Origin of the sequence: Segnochrobactrum spirostomi (genome assembly GCF_009600605.1) — a bacterium.
Taxonomy (GTDB): Bacteria; Pseudomonadota; Alphaproteobacteria; order Rhizobiales; family Segnochrobactraceae; genus Segnochrobactrum; species Segnochrobactrum spirostomi.
The window spans coordinates 291,835-307,322 of record NZ_VWNA01000001.1 but is presented as its reverse complement, the minus strand read 5'-3'; the positions used below and the strand labels follow the sequence as shown (position 1 = coordinate 307,322).

The following is a 15,488-nucleotide window of genomic DNA, read 5'->3' as shown; positions in this document are numbered from 1 at the left end:
CATGGCCGCCGTGACAGGACTTCCCGAGGCGGGCGCCGCCTCCGACACGAACCGCAAACGCAGCGGCGGGCGCTGGCTGGTGATCGGCCTGCCGTTCGCCTGGATGCTCGTTTTCTTTTTCGTTCCCTTCCTCATCGTCTTCAAGATCTCGTTCTCGCAGACCGCAATCGCGATGCCGCCTTATACGCCGGTGTTCGACGTGCTCCGCGATTCCTGGGCGATGACGTGGTCGAAGATCGGCGAGCTCTCGACCGACACCTACCAGTTCCTGACGACCGACGATCTCTATTGGCGCTCCTACGTCAACAGCCTCGTCATCGCCTTCATCTCCACCTGCATCACGCTCCTGGTCGGCTATCCGATCGCCTATGGCATGGCGCGGGCGCGGACGGAATGGCGGCCGATGCTGCTGATGATGGTGATCCTGCCGTTCTGGACGAGCTTTCTGATCCGCGTCTATGCGTGGATCGGCATCCTGTCCCGCGAGGGGCTCCTCAACAAAGTGCTGCTTTGGCTCGGCGTGATCGACCAGCCGTTGGTGATCCTTTCGACCACCACGGCGGTCTATATCGGCATCGTCTATTCCTACCTGCCGTTCATGGTGCTGCCGCTCTATTCGGCGCTCGAGAAGCTCGACGGAACGCTGCTCGAGGCGGCGGAGGATCTCGGCTGTCCGCCCTGGAAGGCGTTCTGGCAGGTGACCTTCCCGCTCTCCCTGCCGGGCGTCATTGCCGGCTGCTTCCTCGTCTTCATCCCGGTCGTCGGCGAGTTCGTCATCCCCGATCTGCTCGGCGGCTCGACGACGCTGATGATCGGTCGCACGCTCTGGAACGAGTTCTTCTCGAACCGCGACTGGCCGACGGCGTCCGCCGTCGCCGTGATCCTGCTCGCGATCCTGATCATTCCGATCGTGATCTTCCAGAACCAGCAGGCGAAGGCACAGGAGCGGCTATGAGCGACGCGCGGATCACGGCCGATAAGACGCAGGGGAACGCGCGATGAACAAGGGCCCGACTTATTTCAACATCGTCTCGGTGACGCTCGGCTTCGCCTTCCTCTACCTGCCGATCATTCTGCTCATCGTCTATTCCTTCAACGAGGGCCGCAACGTCGCGGTCTGGCAGGGCTGGTCGACGAAGTGGTACGGCGCACTGCTGGAGGATCAGGCGATCCTCGATGCGGCCTGGGTCACGATCCGGGTCGGCCTCATCTCGGCGACCGCTTCGACGGTGCTCGGCACGCTCGCGGCGATCACGCTGGTGCGGGCCGGTCGCTTCCCGGGCCGCTCCCTGTTCTCGGGGATGGTCTCGGCACCGCTCGTGCTGCCCGAAGTCATCCTCGGGCTGTCGCTGCTTCTCCTGTTCGTCGCGTTCGACTTCAGTCGCGGCTTCTGGACCATGACGCTCGCCCACATCACGTTCACGATGTGCTACGTGGCGGTCGTCGTGCAATCGAAGCTCGTCACCTTCGACCGCACACTCGAGGAGGCGGCGCTCGATCTCGGCTCCCCGCCGGTCAAGACTTTCTTCTCGATCACGCTGCCGCTGATCCTGCCGGCGGTGATCTCCGGATGGGTGCTCGCCTTCACGCTGTCGCTCGACGATCTCGTGATCTCGAGCTTCACCACAGGTCCCGGCGCCACCTCGCTGCCGATCAAGATATACAGTCAGGTCCGCCTCGGCGTGTCACCGGAGATCAACGCGGCCTGCACGATCCTGATCGCGATCGTGACGGTCGGCGTCATCATCGCCTCCCTCCAGATGAAGCGGAGCGAGATGGAGCGGCAGCGCGCGGAGCGGTTGGCGGCTGCTGGTGGCTGAGGGCCCATAGCGAGCGCCCAAACCGACGCTCGCGCCGTCCCCGGGGAACGCGCAGGCCTCGTGGGTCGCCGGTGCCTTGCCCGAGGCTTGCACGGGTGGGGTGCGGGCGTGCGCGCCTGTCACGTTTTCGTCGTTCCGCATTGATCTGACGCAAACGATTTGTCACGCTGCTGTGAAAATAGGCAATTCCGTACCTTCGCAGTGCGAATGGATGCGCAGCGAGGCGATACACGCGAAACGCGAGAGTCGCATTCGCTGAAGTCGGATCAAGGCTCCGACGAGCCGAGCCGCGGGCCTGGAAAAATCAACGCCCGCGCGTCGTTCTCAATCATAAAGTGCTGATTCAGAACAAAAAAAAGCCGGACCTTCACGAGGCCCGGCGAGTGGCCGCATCCGAAAACGCGGCACCTTCCAGAGGGGAACAGCTGGCTGAGCACACGGCGAACGGGAGGCGTCGCCATCTCATCAATCAGCTATTATCTTTGTCTCATATCGCAGATGCACACGCAACCGCCCCGTTGCATGTCAGATATGCAAACGCTGCATCGCTATTGGGCATTGAAATTTGGCGCGTCGCAACATGCGGCACCGGGTGCGCCAGTTCAGGCTTCGGCGCTCCTTGCCGACACAGCCGACACATCGTCCGAGGCGGACGCGGCGAGGGCTTCGTCCGTCGCCAAGAACTCGACGGCCGCCGCCGCCGCGATCGCCGCCGGCAGCTTCGAGCGGACGAAGCCGCCGGCGATGGGGCACACCATGCGCGCGATCGTCTGCGGCGGCAGGCCGGCCTCGGCGAGCCGGCGCTCGAAGCGGGCGCGCTTGGTCGCGCTGCCGATGACGCCGACATAGGGAAAGCGGTCCGCCCGGAGCGCCGCGTCGACGATGGCGAGGTCGAGGGCGTGGCTGTGCGTCATCACGACGACGAACGTGCCGTCGGGTAGCCGGTCCAGCGCCCGGAGCGGTGTGGCGTCGGCGACCGCCCGGGTGTTGACGGGCATGTGAGCCGGAAACGACTCGGCGCGTTCGTCGACCCACGTCACGGCGAAGGGCAGGGGCGCGAGCGCGAGCACCACGGCCCGCCCGACGTGACCGGCGCCGAACAGGGCGACCGGCCGCAGCCGCTCGCCGAAGCGCTCGGCGACGAAGCCGCCGGGCAGCAGGCGTGCCTCCGCCCCGGGCCCCGGCGTGCCGTCCAGAACGGTGCGGAGTAGATGCGGTGTGTTCGCAACGACCTGCGCCTCCGTCGCGAACGGCCCGTCTGCGCCTCGCGCCGCGAGGGTGCGGATGGCGGCGAGGTCCTCCGCAGCGAAGACCTCGGTCATCAACGTGACGCGGCCGCCGCAGCACTGGCCGAGATCGGGGCCGAGGGAGATCGCGCGCAGGCTCATGGCGGGATGGGGCGCGGCGAGGTCGCGGGCCGCCTCGGCCAGCGCTCGCCATTCGAGCGCGCCGCCGCCGATGGTGCCGCGGAAGCCGCCGTCGGGCCGCACGATCAGCCGCGCCCCGGCCTCGCGCGGCGCCGAGCCGCGGGCTTCCACGACGGTGACGAGGGCGGCGCGGCCCGCCGCGCTCACCGCTTCGCCGAGGAGATGCCAGACATCCATCGCGCCCTCCGCGTCAGGCCGCGCGTACCGCCTTCACCGCCTTCAGGATCGCCTCGGCCGTCGCCGGCGCATCGAGCGGCGGCACGATGCCGGGCTTCAGGCTCGCGATCGCCCGGCCGATGGCCGAGAACACCGAGATCGGCAGCATCAAGGGCGGCTCGCCGACCGCCTTCGACCGATAGATCGTATCGACCGGGTTGCCCGTGCTCTCGTAGAGCGACACGTTGAAGACCGACGGCATGTCGGTCGCGGTCGGGATCTTGTAGGTCGACGGCGCGTGGGTGCGCAGCCGGCCGGCTTTGTCGAACACCAGTTCTTCGGTCGTGAGCCAGCCCATGCCCTGGATGAAGCCGCCCTCGATCTGGCCGATGTCGATCGCCGGATTGAGCGAGCGCCCGACATCGTGCAGCACGTCGGCCCGGTCCACCTTGAGCTCGCCGGTCAGCGTGTCGATCGTCACCTCGGAACAGGCCGCGCCGTAGGCGAAATAGAAGAACGGTTTGCCGTGGGCGTTCGAGCGGTCCCAGTGCAGCGTCGGCGTCGCGTAATAGCCGGTCGAGGAGAGCGAGACGCGGGCGCGGTAGGCCTCGCCGACGAGATCGCGGAAGGGCAGCCGCTCGTTGCCGATGACGACGTGGTCGTCGGCGAAGCGCACCGCGTCCGCCGGCACGCCCCAGCGCTCGGCGGCGAAGGCGATGAGCCGATCCTTGATCGCCTCGGCGGCGATGCGCGCCGCCATGCCGTTGATGTCGGTACCGGAGGAGGCGGCGGTCGCCGAGGTGTTCGGCACCTTGGCGGTGGTCGTCGCGGTGATGTGGACCGCCTCGATGCCGAGCCCGAACACCTCCGCGACGACCTGGGCGATCTTCAGGAACAGGCCCTGGCCCATCTCGGTGCCGCCGTGGTTCAGGTGCACCGAACCGTCGCGGTAGACGTGAACGAGCGCGCCGCCCTGGTTGAGGTGGGTGAGGGTGAAGGAGATGCCGAACTTCACCGGGGTGAGCGCGATGCCCTTCTTGAGGATGGGGCTCGTCGCGTTGAAGCGCTCGATCTCGGCGACGCGGGCGCGGTAATCGCAGCGCGCCGCGAGCTCGGTCAGGATCGCCTCGCTCAGATTGTGCTCGACGACCTGCCCGTAAGGCGTCGTGTCGCGGCCTTCGCCGCCGTAGAGGTTGGCGAGGCGGACATCGAGCGGATCGCGGCCGAGCCGGATCGCGATCGCATCCATCATCCATTCCGCGGCGAGCATGCCCTGCGGCCCGCCGAAGCCGCGGAAGGCAGTCGCGGAGACGGTGTCGGTGCGCAGGCGCCGGCTGCGGATCGCGACCTCCGGATAATAATAGGCGTTGTCGGCGTGGAACATCGCTCGGTCGCAGATGCCGAGCGAGAGGTCGTTCGAGTGGCCGCAGCGGGCGAAATGCTCGAATACGACGGCGTCGAGCCTGCCGTCAGCCTCGAAGGCGGCGGCGTAGTCGACGCGGAAATCGTGCCGCTTGCCGGTCATCATCATGTCGTCGTCGCGGTCGAGGCGGACCTTGACCGGCCGGCGGGTGAGATGAGCCGCGACGGCAGCGATGACGGCCCATTGGGTCGCCTGGCTCTCCTTGCCGCCGAAGGCGCCGCCCATGCGGCGGACCTCGGCCGTCACCTTGGCGGCGGGCACGCCGAGGGCGTGGGCGACCGCCTCCTGCACCTCGCTCGGATGCTGCGTCGAGCAATAGACGTGCATCTCGTCGTTCTCGTTCGGAACGGCGAGAGAGACCTGGCCTTCGAGATAGAAATGCTCCTGACCGCCGACATAGAGCGTGCCGGAGACGGAACGCTCGGCGCGGGCCAAGGCGGCGTCCGCATCGCCCCGCACGAAGGCGTAGGGGGCATGATGTCCCGGTCCGCGTCGACGGCCTCGTCGACGGTCACGATCGGCGGAACGGCCTCGACGACGACCTTGCCGAGGCGCGCGGCGCGGCGAGCGGCGCTCCGCGTTTCGGCGATCACGGCGAACACCGGCTGGCCGTGGAAGCGGATCTCGCCGTCGGCGAGCACGGGCTCGTCGTGGGTGCCGTTCGGCGAGCAATCGTTGTGGCCTGGGATGTCCGCTCCGGTGAGGACCGCGACGACGCCCGGGGCGGCGCGCACGGCCTCGAGGTCGACCGAAAGGATGCGCCCGGCGGCAGCATCCCTGGAGAAGCCGATCGCGACGTGCAGCGTGCCCTCCGGCTCGCGCAGGTCGTCGATGTAGCTCGCCGTGCCGGTGACGTGACGGCGGGCACTGTCGTGGGGCAGGGAGGCGTTGACCACACGGGTCGGCGCGACGAGCGGCTCGGCCGCCGCGGCATCAGGCAACGGCTTCAAGGGCATCCTCCCTGAGCCCGCGGACGCGGGTGTCCTTGGTCGTGCCCGCGGCGGCTTCGACGAGCGCCTTCGCCAACAGGCCCCGGGCGGCGTCGAGGCGGTAGGCGGCGCTCGCCCGCATGTCGTCGAGCGGGCTGAAATCGGCCGTCAGCGAAGACGCCACCGCCTGTGCCGCGGCGAGATCGCCGACCGGGCAGCCGATCACGGCGGCCTCGGCCGCCAGCGCCCGCTTCGGGGTCGCGGCCATGCCGCCGAAGGCGATGCGGGCTGCGGTCACGCGGCCCTCGGCGACCGTGAAGCGGAACGCGGCCATCACGGCCGAGATGTCCTGGTCGAAGCGCTTGGAAAGTTTGTAGGCGCGGAAGACGTCGTCGCCACGCTTCGGCACCACGAGGCGGCGGACGATTTCGCCCGGGCGGCGATCCTGCTTGCCGTAGGCGAGGAAGAAATCCTCGAGCGGCATGGCGCGGATGCCGGCGGCGCTCTCGAGCTCCAGCGTGGCGCCGAGGGCGATCAGGACCGGCGGCGTGTCGCCGATCGGCGAGCCGTTCGCCACGTTGCCGCCGACGGTGCCGGCCGCGCGGACCTGACGCGAGCCGATCCGCCGCCACAGGATCGCGAGATCGGGGTCGATGGCGGCGATGAAGGGCTCGACCGCGTGGTAGGTCGCGCCGGCGCCGATGGCGATCGCGGGGCCGGTGTCCTCGATGGTCTTCAGGGTGGCGATGCGTCCGAGTGCGACGATCTTCGGCAGATCGCGCATCTGCTTGGTGATCCACAGCCCGACATCGGTCGCCCCGGCGACGAGGGTCGCGTCGGGGTGCCGGGCGAGGAGCGCAAACAGGCTGTCGAGGTGCGCAGGCGCCGCGAAGAAGCGGGTCTCGTCGCCGATGAAGATATCCGCCCCGTCGTCGAGCGACGCGAGGGTGGCGGCCGTCGCCGACGCGTCGCGCGCGAACCGGTCGGCGGGCGCGCCGCCGCAGCTTTCGAGCGCCGCGTCGATGATCGGACGGTAGCCGGTACAGCGGCAGAGGTTGCCGGCGAGCCAGTTCTCGACGACCGGCCGGTCCACGGGCCGTCCGTCCTGGTAGAGCGTGAACAGGCTCATCACGATGCCGGGCGTGCAGAAGCCGCATTGCGAGCCATGATGCTCGACCATCGCTTGCTGCACGGGGTGGAGCGCCTCGCCCTCGGCGAGGTCTTCGATCGCCACGACGTGGGCGCCGTCGGCCATGCCGGCGAGCTGGATGCAGGCGCACACCGGCTCGTAGGCGACGCGGCCGTCCTTCAGGCGGCCGATCGCCACCGTGCAGGCGCCGCAATCGCCTTCGTTGCAACCCTCCTTGGTGCCGACCGCCCGTTCGCCGAGGCGCAGATGGTCGAGCAGCGTCAGCGTCGGGTCGGCGAGGGGGAGTTCGACGATCGAACCGTTGCGCAGAAAGCGGATGACATCGCGCGCCATGGCTCAACTGCCCCGGTAGGTCGAATAGCCGAACGGCGAGAGGAGGAGCGGCACATGATAATGCCCGTCGGCCTCCGCGATGCCGAAGCGGATCGGCACGAGGTCGAGGAAGAGCGGGTCGGGCAGATCCGCGTGGTGGCCTCTGAGATAATCGCCGGCCGCGAAGACGAGCTCGTAGAGCCCCGGCTGGAACGCCTCGCCCTCGAGGATCGGTCGATCGAAACGGCCGTCGGCATTGGTGGTGCCGCGGCCGATGAGGGTGCGCTCCGCGTCCTCGATCCGCCACAGCTCGACGCCGAGACCGGCAGCGGGGCGGCCGAGCGCCGTATCGAGAACATGGGTGGTGAGCCTGCCGGGCACGCGCTCATCCGCGGCCGCGCTCACATCCACCGCGCTCTTGTCGTCCGTCGCCGACCCGTCCATCCCAGGCTCCCACTTTGCCGACTTGGAATTATGCAACAGTGCCAGAGGGGCGGGAAGCACGAAGGCGCGCCGCCCCTTGCCTCATCAACGTGCAGGCGGGCAGCGCGATCCCGTCCCGCGGTGCGATGGATCGCCGGCGGGACGGGCGCATGGGGTGGCTCAGGGCTTCAGCACGACGGAGCCGGTGGTGCGCCGGGCCTGGAGGTCGCGGTGCGCGTCGGCGGCGTGGTCGAGGGGATAGGTGTCGACGGCGATCTCGACGAGACCGCTTCCGACCGCCTCGAACAGCGCGGCGGCCGCCTCTTCGAGCTCGCGGCGGTCGGCAATGTAGTGGAACAGGGTCGGGCGCGTCATGAACAGCGAGCCCTTTTGCGACAGGATCTGGCTGTCGATCGGCGGAAGGGCGCCGGACGACTGGCCGAACGTCACCCACATGCCCCGCGGCCGCAGGGTGTCGAGGGTCGCCGGGAAGGTGTCGCGGCCGATCGAATCGTAGGCGACGTCGACGCCGCGGCCGTCGGTGATCTCATTGATCCGGGCGACGAAATCCTCCCGGCTCGTGTCTATCACGTAGGCATAGCCGTTGCGCCGCGCCGCATCGACCTTGGCGGCCGAGCCGACCGTTCCGATCGTCACCGCGCCGAGGCGGTGCGCCCATTGCCCGGCGATCGAGCCGACACCGCCCGCCGCGGCGTGGAACAGGATGACGGTGCCGGCGCGCACCGGAAAGGTCTTGAACAGGAGATAATGGGCGGTGAGGCCCTTCAGCATGATCGCCGCCGCGACATCGTCGGAGACGCCGTCCGGCACCTTCACGAGGCGGTCGGCGGGGATCACGCGGCGCTCGGCGTAGGCCCCGAGCGGACCACCGGCATAGGCGACGCGGTCGCCGACGGCGAGGCCGGTCACGCCCTCTCCCAGGGCCTCGACGACACCGGCCCCCTCGGAACCCGGCACGAACGGGAGTTCCGTCTTGTAGAGGCCGGAGCGGAAATAGGTGTCAATGTAGTTGAGGCCGATCGCGGTCTGGCGGATCAGCGCCTCGCCGGGCTTCGGTGCCGGGACGGCGATCTCCTCGACCTTGAGGACTTCGGGCCCACCGGTCTCGCGAACGCGAACGGCCTTGGTGAGAAGGGGCGAAAGTTCGGACATCGGGCGGAGCTCCAAGGGACGGCCATCCGGCCGGGACCTTAAGCCGCCGTCCTTCGGGACGGAAGAGCGCGTGCCGCCGCTCCCGCTTTTCAGATCAGCCGGTCACGTAGGGGGCGGCGGTGCGCCACACCAACTGGGCGATTTCGAGGGAGATCACGAATATCAACGCGCGCACCGCAATCGTGCGCGCGCCCGGCGCATTCGACAGCATCACCCCGAAATAGCTGCCGATGATGCTGCCAACCGCCATGAGGCTTCCCTCGAACCAGTCGATCTTGCCGTCGTGGGCGAAGCGCAGCACCGGCAGGAAGGCGGTGACGGCGATGAGCAGGTTCTTGAGCGCGTTCGCCTGCGGGAGATCGTAGCGGAAGCAGAGCATCAGCACGAGCAGGAGGTAGGTCGCGCCGTCGAGAACGATCAGGCCGAGCCAGAAGCCGACGGCGGCGACGAGCAGGACGCCCCACCAGGGGACGGTCGGCGGCGTGTCGTCCCGCTTGACCAGGATGGCCTTGAGCTTGGTGAGCACCAGGACCAGGGCCATTGCGACCGCAACGTCGATCAGGATGCCGATCTGCGGATCGCTCAGCGCCCGCTCGGTGCGGACACCGAGGATGCAGCCGATCACGGCCGCCGGGACGAGGACGCGCGCCGCTTTCCAGTCCATCTGGCCGCGCTTGGCGAAGGTGTAGGTCGCCATGACGGCGCCGACGAGCACCGGCAGCCGGTTGGTCGCATTGGCGACGGAGTCCGTCATGCCGAAGACGAGGATCATCAGAGGCAAGCTGACCGCCGAGCCGGACGAGGCGAGCGTGTTGAGGAGGCCGCACGCGACGCCCCCCGCGACGAGGAGCGGCACGAGCCAGAGGAGATGTGGATCCACGTCATACCCCGCGATGAAAACCGCGCATCGTCAGCCGGACTAGAGGCCATTCACATGGCTCTTCCGGATCTGCGGACGAGCAAGTTCATTCCAAGACTCCACCCGTTATGGGACTAATATGACGGATAGATTACGTGGAGCGATGCGCCCAAAAATCTTCACGCGACTGAATATAATCGAGGCTACAATAGAGCCTCGCCTTCGATTTTTCAGTTTCTGGCGGGTCGCGTTGTGGATGGGTGTCGCCGGCTGGGAGCCAAGCACGAGGTGCACCGAACGCCATTGTAACCAATCGCCGTGTCATTTTTTCTGCAAGCCGTTCAATATAATATAATCGAATTATCTTTTATCTTGCGTCATGTTTTGATGTTTATATCAATGCGATGAATGCTGGCAGGTCAGCTTCGCGAAAGATACGGCAAATATATAGCTTTCAAGAATTACATATTGACCGAAGTGTGCCGCTCAACTGCCCATCTGCCGCAGCATCATCGGCTGCGGGGATGCACGCGGCCGTCGAGCGGTGGGTTCCGATAGAGCGGGACATGGCGCTGACCGAAGCGGCGCCCCGGGCCGGGGAGCTTCGTTCGCCGTCTTGTGTGATCCCGTCGGACTCGTACCCCGTCTTCGAACCGCATCGGAGTTCATCGTGAGAATCGGCATTGCCGGCAAGCTTGGCCTGTCCCTTGTTCTTTTCCTGATTCCGATCGCCTATGTGATCTTCAATTTGATCGCACAGCAGCAGATCGCCATCGACTTCGCGGCCAAGGAGCTTCAGGGGAACGAATATTTGCGCGTGGTGCGGCAGGCGCAATTCGATTTTTGGACACATCGTCGCTCCGGAGCGGAGATCGCGGAGGCGCTCGCGGCGGCGGAACGCACCTTAGGCTCCGGCATGAACTCTTCGGAGGCGGCCAGCGCAGCCGAGGATGCGCTCAGGAGCGGCGCTCCGGGTGCGGTCGCGGCGTTGCGTGCGCTGATTGCGCAGGTCGGGGATCAATCCAATCTGATCCTCGATCCCGATCTCGACAGCTACTATGTCATGGACGTCATTCTCACGAAGTTGCCCGACATGACGGACCAGGTCGCGATCCTCGGCGCCCTCGCCGCGAAGCCGTCGGCGACGAACGCGGAGCGTGTCGATCTGCTGGTCGCGCAGGGCGCGCTCCAGGCGCTGATCGACGGTCTCGCGCGGTCGGTGGAAGCGGGATATGCCGGCAACGCCGACGGTTCGCTGAAGGCGGCGCTCGACGCGTCCTTCCGAGACGCCGACCAACGAGCAAGAGCTTTTGCTGCGGCGGTCAAGGCTGTGGGGGCGCAAGGTGGGGCGGCCCCGGATGTCACGCCGGCGCTGACGGTGATCGAGAGCTTCGGCGGGGTATCGGCGGATCAGCTCGATCGTCTTCTGCAGTTGCGCATCGACGGGTTCGTGCACAATCGCATGCTCACCTTGATTGTCACGGCCATACTCTTCCTTGCCACGCTCGTCGTCGTCGTCGCGCTGCTCCGCAGGACCGTGATCCGGCCGCTCAATCGGATGATCGCAGCGATGAATCGTCTCGCAGCGGGCGATCTGGAAATGCAGATTCCAGAGGAGCATCGGCACGACGAGATCGCAGCCATGGCGGCTGCAATGGTCGTGTTCAGAGCGAACGCCATCGAACAGCGCTGCGTGGAGCGTCAGCGGCAGGAGGAACATGCCAAACGCGAACATCGGGCGAAGGCGATCGAAGGGCTGACTGCGCGCTTCGACACCAACGTCACGGTAGCGCTCGAGGTCGTTGCCGAAACGAGCGTCGAACTGAAGGCGACGGCGACGAGCATGTCCTCGGCGGCGAGTCAGTCCACGGTTCAGGCGGGCGCGGTGGCAGTGTCGGCGGAAGAAACCTCGCTCAACGTCGAGGCCGTGGCGGGAGCCGCGGAAGAACTATCGGCATCGATCTCCGCAATTGGCCGTCACGTCGTCGAAGCCGCCCGGATCGCCACGACCGCTTCGGAGGAGGCGGGGCGCACCGACCGCCTCGTACAATCCCTGTCGGTCGCCGCCACTCGGATCGGCGAGGTCGTTCAACTCATCAGCGACATCGCGAGGCAGACCAATCTGCTGGCGCTCAATGCATCGATCGAGGCCGCACGGGCCGGCGACGCCGGCAGGGGCTTCGCCGTTGTTGCGGCGGAGGTCAAGAGCCTCGCCGAGCAGACCTCCAACGCCACCGCCGAGATCACCCGGCAGATCGCCGCCGTGCAGGACGAGACGCGCAATACCGTCGGTGCGATCCAGGTGATCTCCGCCGTCATCGAACAGATCGAGAGCATCTCCGCGACCATATCGGCGGCCGTCAATCAGCAGGGTGCGGTGACAAGCGAAATCGCCCTCAACGTCCAGCGGGCAGCCCAGGGCACACGGCAAGTGAGCCGGACGATCGGCGGTGTTTCGCAAAGCGCAGAGACGACCGGCGCTGCCGCGGAGCAGGTCCTCTCCTCCGCAGGCCAGTTGTCGGAGAGTTCAGAGCGTCTCCGCCGCGAAGTGCTGGAATTCCTGTCGTCCTTCAAGGCGGCGTGATGTCGTCGATCGGGCGGGTCAGACGGCTGCCCGTCGCCGCGACGGAGGCCGTTCGGGGATCGCTCAGCTATCGGTCTTGTGCAGCTTGAGGATCCGGCCGTTGAGGGGATTGGCGATCGCGCGCAGATAGGCGAGCGCAACCTCGCGGGCCGGCACCGGGGTATAGCCGACGAAATAGGGAAGGTAGTGCGTCGACTCCGCGAGGACGGTCGGGCTGATGCAATTGATGCGGCAGCCGCGCGGCATCTCCGTCGCCGCGCCCTTCACGAAGCCCTCGACCATGTTGTTGATCGTCCGGCCGAGGGAGCCGCCCGGGATGGGCTCCTCGGTCAGCACGCCCGAGACGAGCGTGAACGAGCCGCCGTCGGCGATGTAGGGCAGGGCGGCGCGGACCAGGTTGATCTGCCCCATGCCCTTGCCGGCGATCGACTTCGCCCATTGTTCGTCGGTCGCCTTTTCGAGCGGCGCGCCGGACACCTCGCCCGCCGCGCTCGCCACCGCATGGAAGGTCCCGAGATCGCGGAACAGGGCGGTGAGGCTCGCGATGTCGGTCATGTCCGCCTGCCGGTCGCCGGAGGTGCGGCCGATCGAGACGACCGCGTGGCCGTGCTCGACGAGGACGTCCTTCACCGCCGAGCCGATGGCACCCGTTCCGAACAGGACGATTTTCATGTTTGTTTCCTTCCCGAGGCGGCGTGAGGGATTGCGCTGAGCCGTCCGAACGGAGACGGCGCCGGCCACGATAGCGGGCCTCTGCGGGGCGAGGCAAACGAGCCGGCCGAAGGTCTGGGGCCGCCCGCTTTCGCCGCGCGGCCCCGGATATCGTTCACCGCTTGCGGACAAACTCGGTGCGCAGCACGAGGCCCTTGATGCTCTCGTGCCGGCAATCGATCTCTTCGGGATTGTCGGTCAGGCGGATCGTCTTGATGACGGTGCCCTGCTTCAGGGTCGTGCTCGTGCCCTTGACCTTGAGGTCCTTGATCAGGGTGACGGAATCCCCGTCCGCGAGCACGTTGCCGGCGGCGTCGCGCACCTCGGCACGGGCCGCGGCGGCCGCCGCCATCTCGGAGGCCGGACGCCATTCGCCGGTCGCTTCGTCATAGACATAATCGTCGTCGGACATGGTCGCTCCTGAAGGGGCCGTCGCGGTCGCGGCGGCGAGGGTGTCAGCCGGCGAGCCGGTGCAGCGTTTCGAAGGTCGAGCGGTCGGCGACGCCGTCCACCCGCGCCGGCCGGAAGTGGCGCTGGAAGGCGGTCACGACCGCCTCGGTGCGGGCGTCGAACACGCCGGTCAGATCGAGGCCGTAGCCATAGTGGGCGAGCATCGCCTGGAGGGCGCGGATCGGAAGGCCCTCGTCGCCGCGGCGGAAGGCAGGGCCGTCGGCGATCGGAGACGGCTCCACCCAGCGGCCGATGCCGGCGGCCGCGAGCCGGTCCCAGGGAAAGAGCTCGCCCGGGTCCTGCTTGCGCTCCGGCGCCACGTCGGAATGGGCGAGCACACGCTCGGGCGCGATCGGCTGGCGGGCGAGGATGTCGCGGCAGAGTGCGATCACCGCCTCGATCTGCGCGTCGGGGAAAGGGCGGTAGCCGAATTCATGGCCCGGATTGACGATCTCGATGCCGATCGAGCGCGAATTGATGTCGGTCGTGCCCTGCCAGGACGACACGCCGGCATGGTGGGCGCGGCGGGCTTCCGGCACGAGGCGCAGGATCGCGCCGTCTTCATCGACGACATAATGGGACGAGACGTTGGCGAGCGGATCGCACAGCCGGGCGATCGCGGCGGCCGCGGTCGGCATGCCGGTATAATGGAGGAGCAGGATATCCGGGCGCAGGCCCTGCGGGCGCGGCCCGTGATTGGGAGAGACGACGTCGCGGGCGATCTTCAGGGCGGTCACGACAGGCGTTCCGTCATAGGCCGCGTTCCTTGGCGATCCGCCCCCAGGCGACGTTGATCGCGGCGAGCCGCTCGGTGGCGAGCTTGACGAGCTCCTGCGGCACGCCGCGTGCGGTGACGCGGTCGGGATGATGCTCCCGCACCAGCCTGCGATATTCGGCGCGCAGGGTGGCGTTGTCCGCGCCGGGATCGACGCCGAGGATCACGTAGGGATCATCGGGGGCCGCCATGACGTGGCGGGCACGGATGCGGGCGCAGGCGCAGGTGGGCAGGCCGAAGATCTGCGCGACCCGTTCGAGATAGGCGATCTCGCGGGCGTGGATCAGGCCGTCCGACCCGGCGATGACGAACAGAACGTCGAGCACGTCCTCGAGCGTCGCCGGATCGTCGGCGAACAGCGCCTTGATCTTCGCGGCATAGTGTTCGAAGCCGGCGACGTCCTGCTGGGCGAGCTGGAACAGCCGCTCGACATTGGCCTCCTCGCCGGATGGCACCGCGAAATGATCGCGGAAGGCCTGGATCTCCGCGGCGACGACGACGCCGTCCGCCCGCGCCATCTTGGCCGACAGGGCGACGATGGCGATGGTGAAGGCGACCGCGCGGCGGTGTGCCTCGTCGCCGAAGAAGGGCGTCAAGGCGCGATCGATCAGATCGGAGCCGCCGACCCCGATCGCCTGCACGAAATCACCGATGCGCGCCCAGATCGTCATCGCCGGACGCGCCTCAATCCGCCGCCTTGAAGACGAGGCGGGCGGTCGTCTTGCCCTTGTCGTCGGCGATGACGAAGGCGCCGTCGTCGGCGCGCTCGATGGTGTGGGCGGTGCCGAGCGCCCGCAGCAGCGCGTGTTCGAGGCTCATGACGTCCTCGGGGCAGCTCTTCTTGGTGACCCGGATCGGCCCCATGATGACCGACTGCGCCGTGATCGGGCCGACGAACTTGTAGGGGCCGGAGAAATGGTTGCAGCCGCCGAAGCCTTCGAAGCTCGCCTTCTCCGAAAAGCGGATGGTCAGCTTCGCCGCAGCCGGAACCGGTTTTCCGTCGACGTCGGTGATTGTGTAGAGGCCCGGCAGGCCGCCACCGCCGGCAACCGCGGGGAGGGCCGAGGCAACGACGAGCGCCGCGCCGGCGAGGGCGCGCATCGCACGGACACGAAGATCGGCAAGGGTTATCATTGGCGTCCTCCTCGGGATCGGGCGGCGGCGAATCCGTCTGCGCTCCGCTCTCCCACGGAACGCGGGCGCTGCCAAGCGCTGTGGGCGGCAATCAGTTTAAAGGCCGAGTATCGCGCGCCGGCGATGCGGGCTTGCGACAACTCGGCGCGGCGAAGCGCGGGG

Annotated in this window: 13 protein-coding genes and 1 pseudogene; 3 read left to right on the top strand and 11 right to left on the bottom strand. The window is 67.7% G+C overall.

Features of this window, described 5'->3' with window-relative positions; genetic code table 11:
* The first annotated feature begins 103 nt into the window (after window positions 1-103).
* On the top strand, window positions 104-955 hold the full coding sequence (locus F0357_RS01355; RefSeq protein ID WP_246161521.1) for an ABC transporter permease: 852 nt from the start codon (window positions 104-106) through the stop codon (window positions 953-955).
* Window positions 956-998: 43 nt separating this feature from the next.
* Window positions 999-1,820 (top strand): ABC transporter permease, encoded by an 822-nt coding sequence (locus tag F0357_RS01350; protein ID WP_153477894.1) that lies wholly within the window; start codon window positions 999-1,001, stop codon window positions 1,818-1,820.
* A 602-nt stretch (window positions 1,821-2,422) separates the two neighbouring features.
* On the opposite strand, the gene xdhC is transcribed toward F0357_RS01350, so the two are convergent.
* From xdhC to F0357_RS01320, 6 genes and pseudogenes are all read right to left on the bottom strand, one after another.
* Window positions 2,423-3,424, bottom strand: coding sequence for a xanthine dehydrogenase accessory protein XdhC (gene xdhC / locus F0357_RS01345; protein ID WP_153477892.1), 1,002 nt, complete (start codon window positions 3,422-3,424; stop codon window positions 2,423-2,425).
* A 13-nt stretch (window positions 3,425-3,437) separates the two neighbouring features.
* Window positions 3,438-5,782 (bottom strand): annotated as a pseudogene (gene xdhB, locus F0357_RS01340) (xanthine dehydrogenase molybdopterin binding subunit).
* A complete protein-coding gene (gene xdhA / locus F0357_RS01335) occupies window positions 5,760-7,238 on the bottom strand; it encodes a xanthine dehydrogenase small subunit (protein ID WP_153477890.1) in 1,479 nt (492 codons plus the stop codon). The pseudogene xdhB and the gene xdhA overlap by 23 nt, the downstream one beginning before the upstream one ends.
* A 3-nt stretch (window positions 7,239-7,241) precedes the next feature.
* Window positions 7,242-7,661, bottom strand: coding sequence for a hydroxyisourate hydrolase (gene uraH, locus F0357_RS01330; protein WP_153477887.1), 420 nt, complete (start codon window positions 7,659-7,661; stop codon window positions 7,242-7,244).
* Window positions 7,662-7,820: 159 nt separating this feature from the next.
* Window positions 7,821-8,813 (bottom strand): quinone oxidoreductase family protein, encoded by a 993-nt coding sequence (locus tag F0357_RS01325; RefSeq protein WP_153477885.1) that lies wholly within the window; start codon window positions 8,811-8,813, stop codon window positions 7,821-7,823.
* A 94-nt stretch (window positions 8,814-8,907) separates the two neighbouring features.
* Window positions 8,908-9,693 carry a sulfite exporter TauE/SafE family protein gene (locus F0357_RS01320; protein ID WP_153477883.1) on the bottom strand — a complete coding sequence of 262 codons (786 nt, stop codon included), beginning with the start codon at window positions 9,691-9,693 and terminating at the stop codon, window positions 8,908-8,910.
* A gap of 649 nt (window positions 9,694-10,342) precedes the next feature.
* Between F0357_RS01320 and F0357_RS25070 the strand changes: the two genes are divergently transcribed.
* A complete protein-coding gene (locus F0357_RS25070; RefSeq protein ID WP_153477881.1) occupies window positions 10,343-12,256 on the top strand; it encodes a methyl-accepting chemotaxis protein in 1,914 nt (637 codons plus the stop codon).
* 63 nt (window positions 12,257-12,319) lie between these two features.
* Here F0357_RS25070 and F0357_RS01310 read toward each other — a convergent pair whose 3' ends face one another.
* The 5 genes from F0357_RS01310 to F0357_RS01290 form a co-directional block, all read right to left on the bottom strand.
* A complete protein-coding gene (locus F0357_RS01310) occupies window positions 12,320-12,928 on the bottom strand; it encodes a short chain dehydrogenase (protein WP_153477879.1) in 609 nt (202 codons plus the stop codon).
* Window positions 12,929-13,082: 154 nt separating this feature from the next.
* Window positions 13,083-13,379 carry an alkylphosphonate utilization protein gene (locus tag F0357_RS01305; RefSeq protein ID WP_153477877.1) on the bottom strand — a complete coding sequence of 99 codons (297 nt, stop codon included), beginning with the start codon at window positions 13,377-13,379 and terminating at the stop codon, window positions 13,083-13,085.
* Window positions 13,380-13,422: 43 nt separating this feature from the next.
* On the bottom strand, window positions 13,423-14,154 hold the full coding sequence (locus tag F0357_RS01300; RefSeq protein ID WP_376767777.1) for an N-acetylmuramoyl-L-alanine amidase: 732 nt from the start codon (window positions 14,152-14,154) through the stop codon (window positions 13,423-13,425).
* Window positions 14,155-14,167: 13 nt separating this feature from the next.
* Window positions 14,168-14,863 carry a molecular chaperone DjiA gene (locus F0357_RS01295; protein ID WP_153477875.1) on the bottom strand — a complete coding sequence of 232 codons (696 nt, stop codon included), beginning with the start codon at window positions 14,861-14,863 and terminating at the stop codon, window positions 14,168-14,170.
* 13 nt (window positions 14,864-14,876) lie between these two features.
* Window positions 14,877-15,326, bottom strand: a complete 450-nt coding sequence (locus F0357_RS01290; RefSeq protein ID WP_153477872.1) for an META domain-containing protein — start codon at window positions 15,324-15,326, stop codon at window positions 14,877-14,879.
* Window positions 15,327-15,488 lie beyond the last annotated feature (162 nt).

Excerpts from the sequence above, each read along its gene's own strand:
- F0357_RS01325 (WP_153477885.1), bottom strand. The coding sequence starts at position 8,813 with ATGTCCGAACTTTCGCCCCTTCTCACCAAGGCCGTTCGCGTTCGCGAG.
- xdhC (WP_153477892.1), bottom strand. The coding sequence starts at position 3,424 with ATGGATGTCTGGCATCTCCTCGGCGAAGCGGTGAGCGCGGCGGGCCGC.
- F0357_RS01295 (WP_153477875.1), bottom strand. The coding sequence starts at position 14,863 with ATGACGATCTGGGCGCGCATCGGTGATTTCGTGCAGGCGATCGGGGTC.
- F0357_RS01310 (WP_153477879.1), bottom strand. The coding sequence starts at position 12,928 with ATGAAAATCGTCCTGTTCGGAACGGGTGCCATCGGCTCGGCGGTGAAG.
- xdhA (WP_153477890.1), bottom strand. The coding sequence starts at position 7,238 with ATGGCGCGCGATGTCATCCGCTTTCTGCGCAACGGTTCGATCGTCGAA.
- F0357_RS01355 (WP_246161521.1), top strand. The coding sequence starts at position 104 with ATGCTCGTTTTCTTTTTCGTTCCCTTCCTCATCGTCTTCAAGATCTCG.
- F0357_RS01290 (WP_153477872.1), bottom strand. The coding sequence starts at position 15,326 with ATGATAACCCTTGCCGATCTTCGTGTCCGTGCGATGCGCGCCCTCGCC.
- F0357_RS01350 (WP_153477894.1), top strand. The coding sequence starts at position 999 with ATGAACAAGGGCCCGACTTATTTCAACATCGTCTCGGTGACGCTCGGC.
- uraH (WP_153477887.1), bottom strand. The coding sequence starts at position 7,661 with ATGGACGGGTCGGCGACGGACGACAAGAGCGCGGTGGATGTGAGCGCG.
- F0357_RS01305 (WP_153477877.1), bottom strand. The coding sequence starts at position 13,379 with ATGTCCGACGACGATTATGTCTATGACGAAGCGACCGGCGAATGGCGT.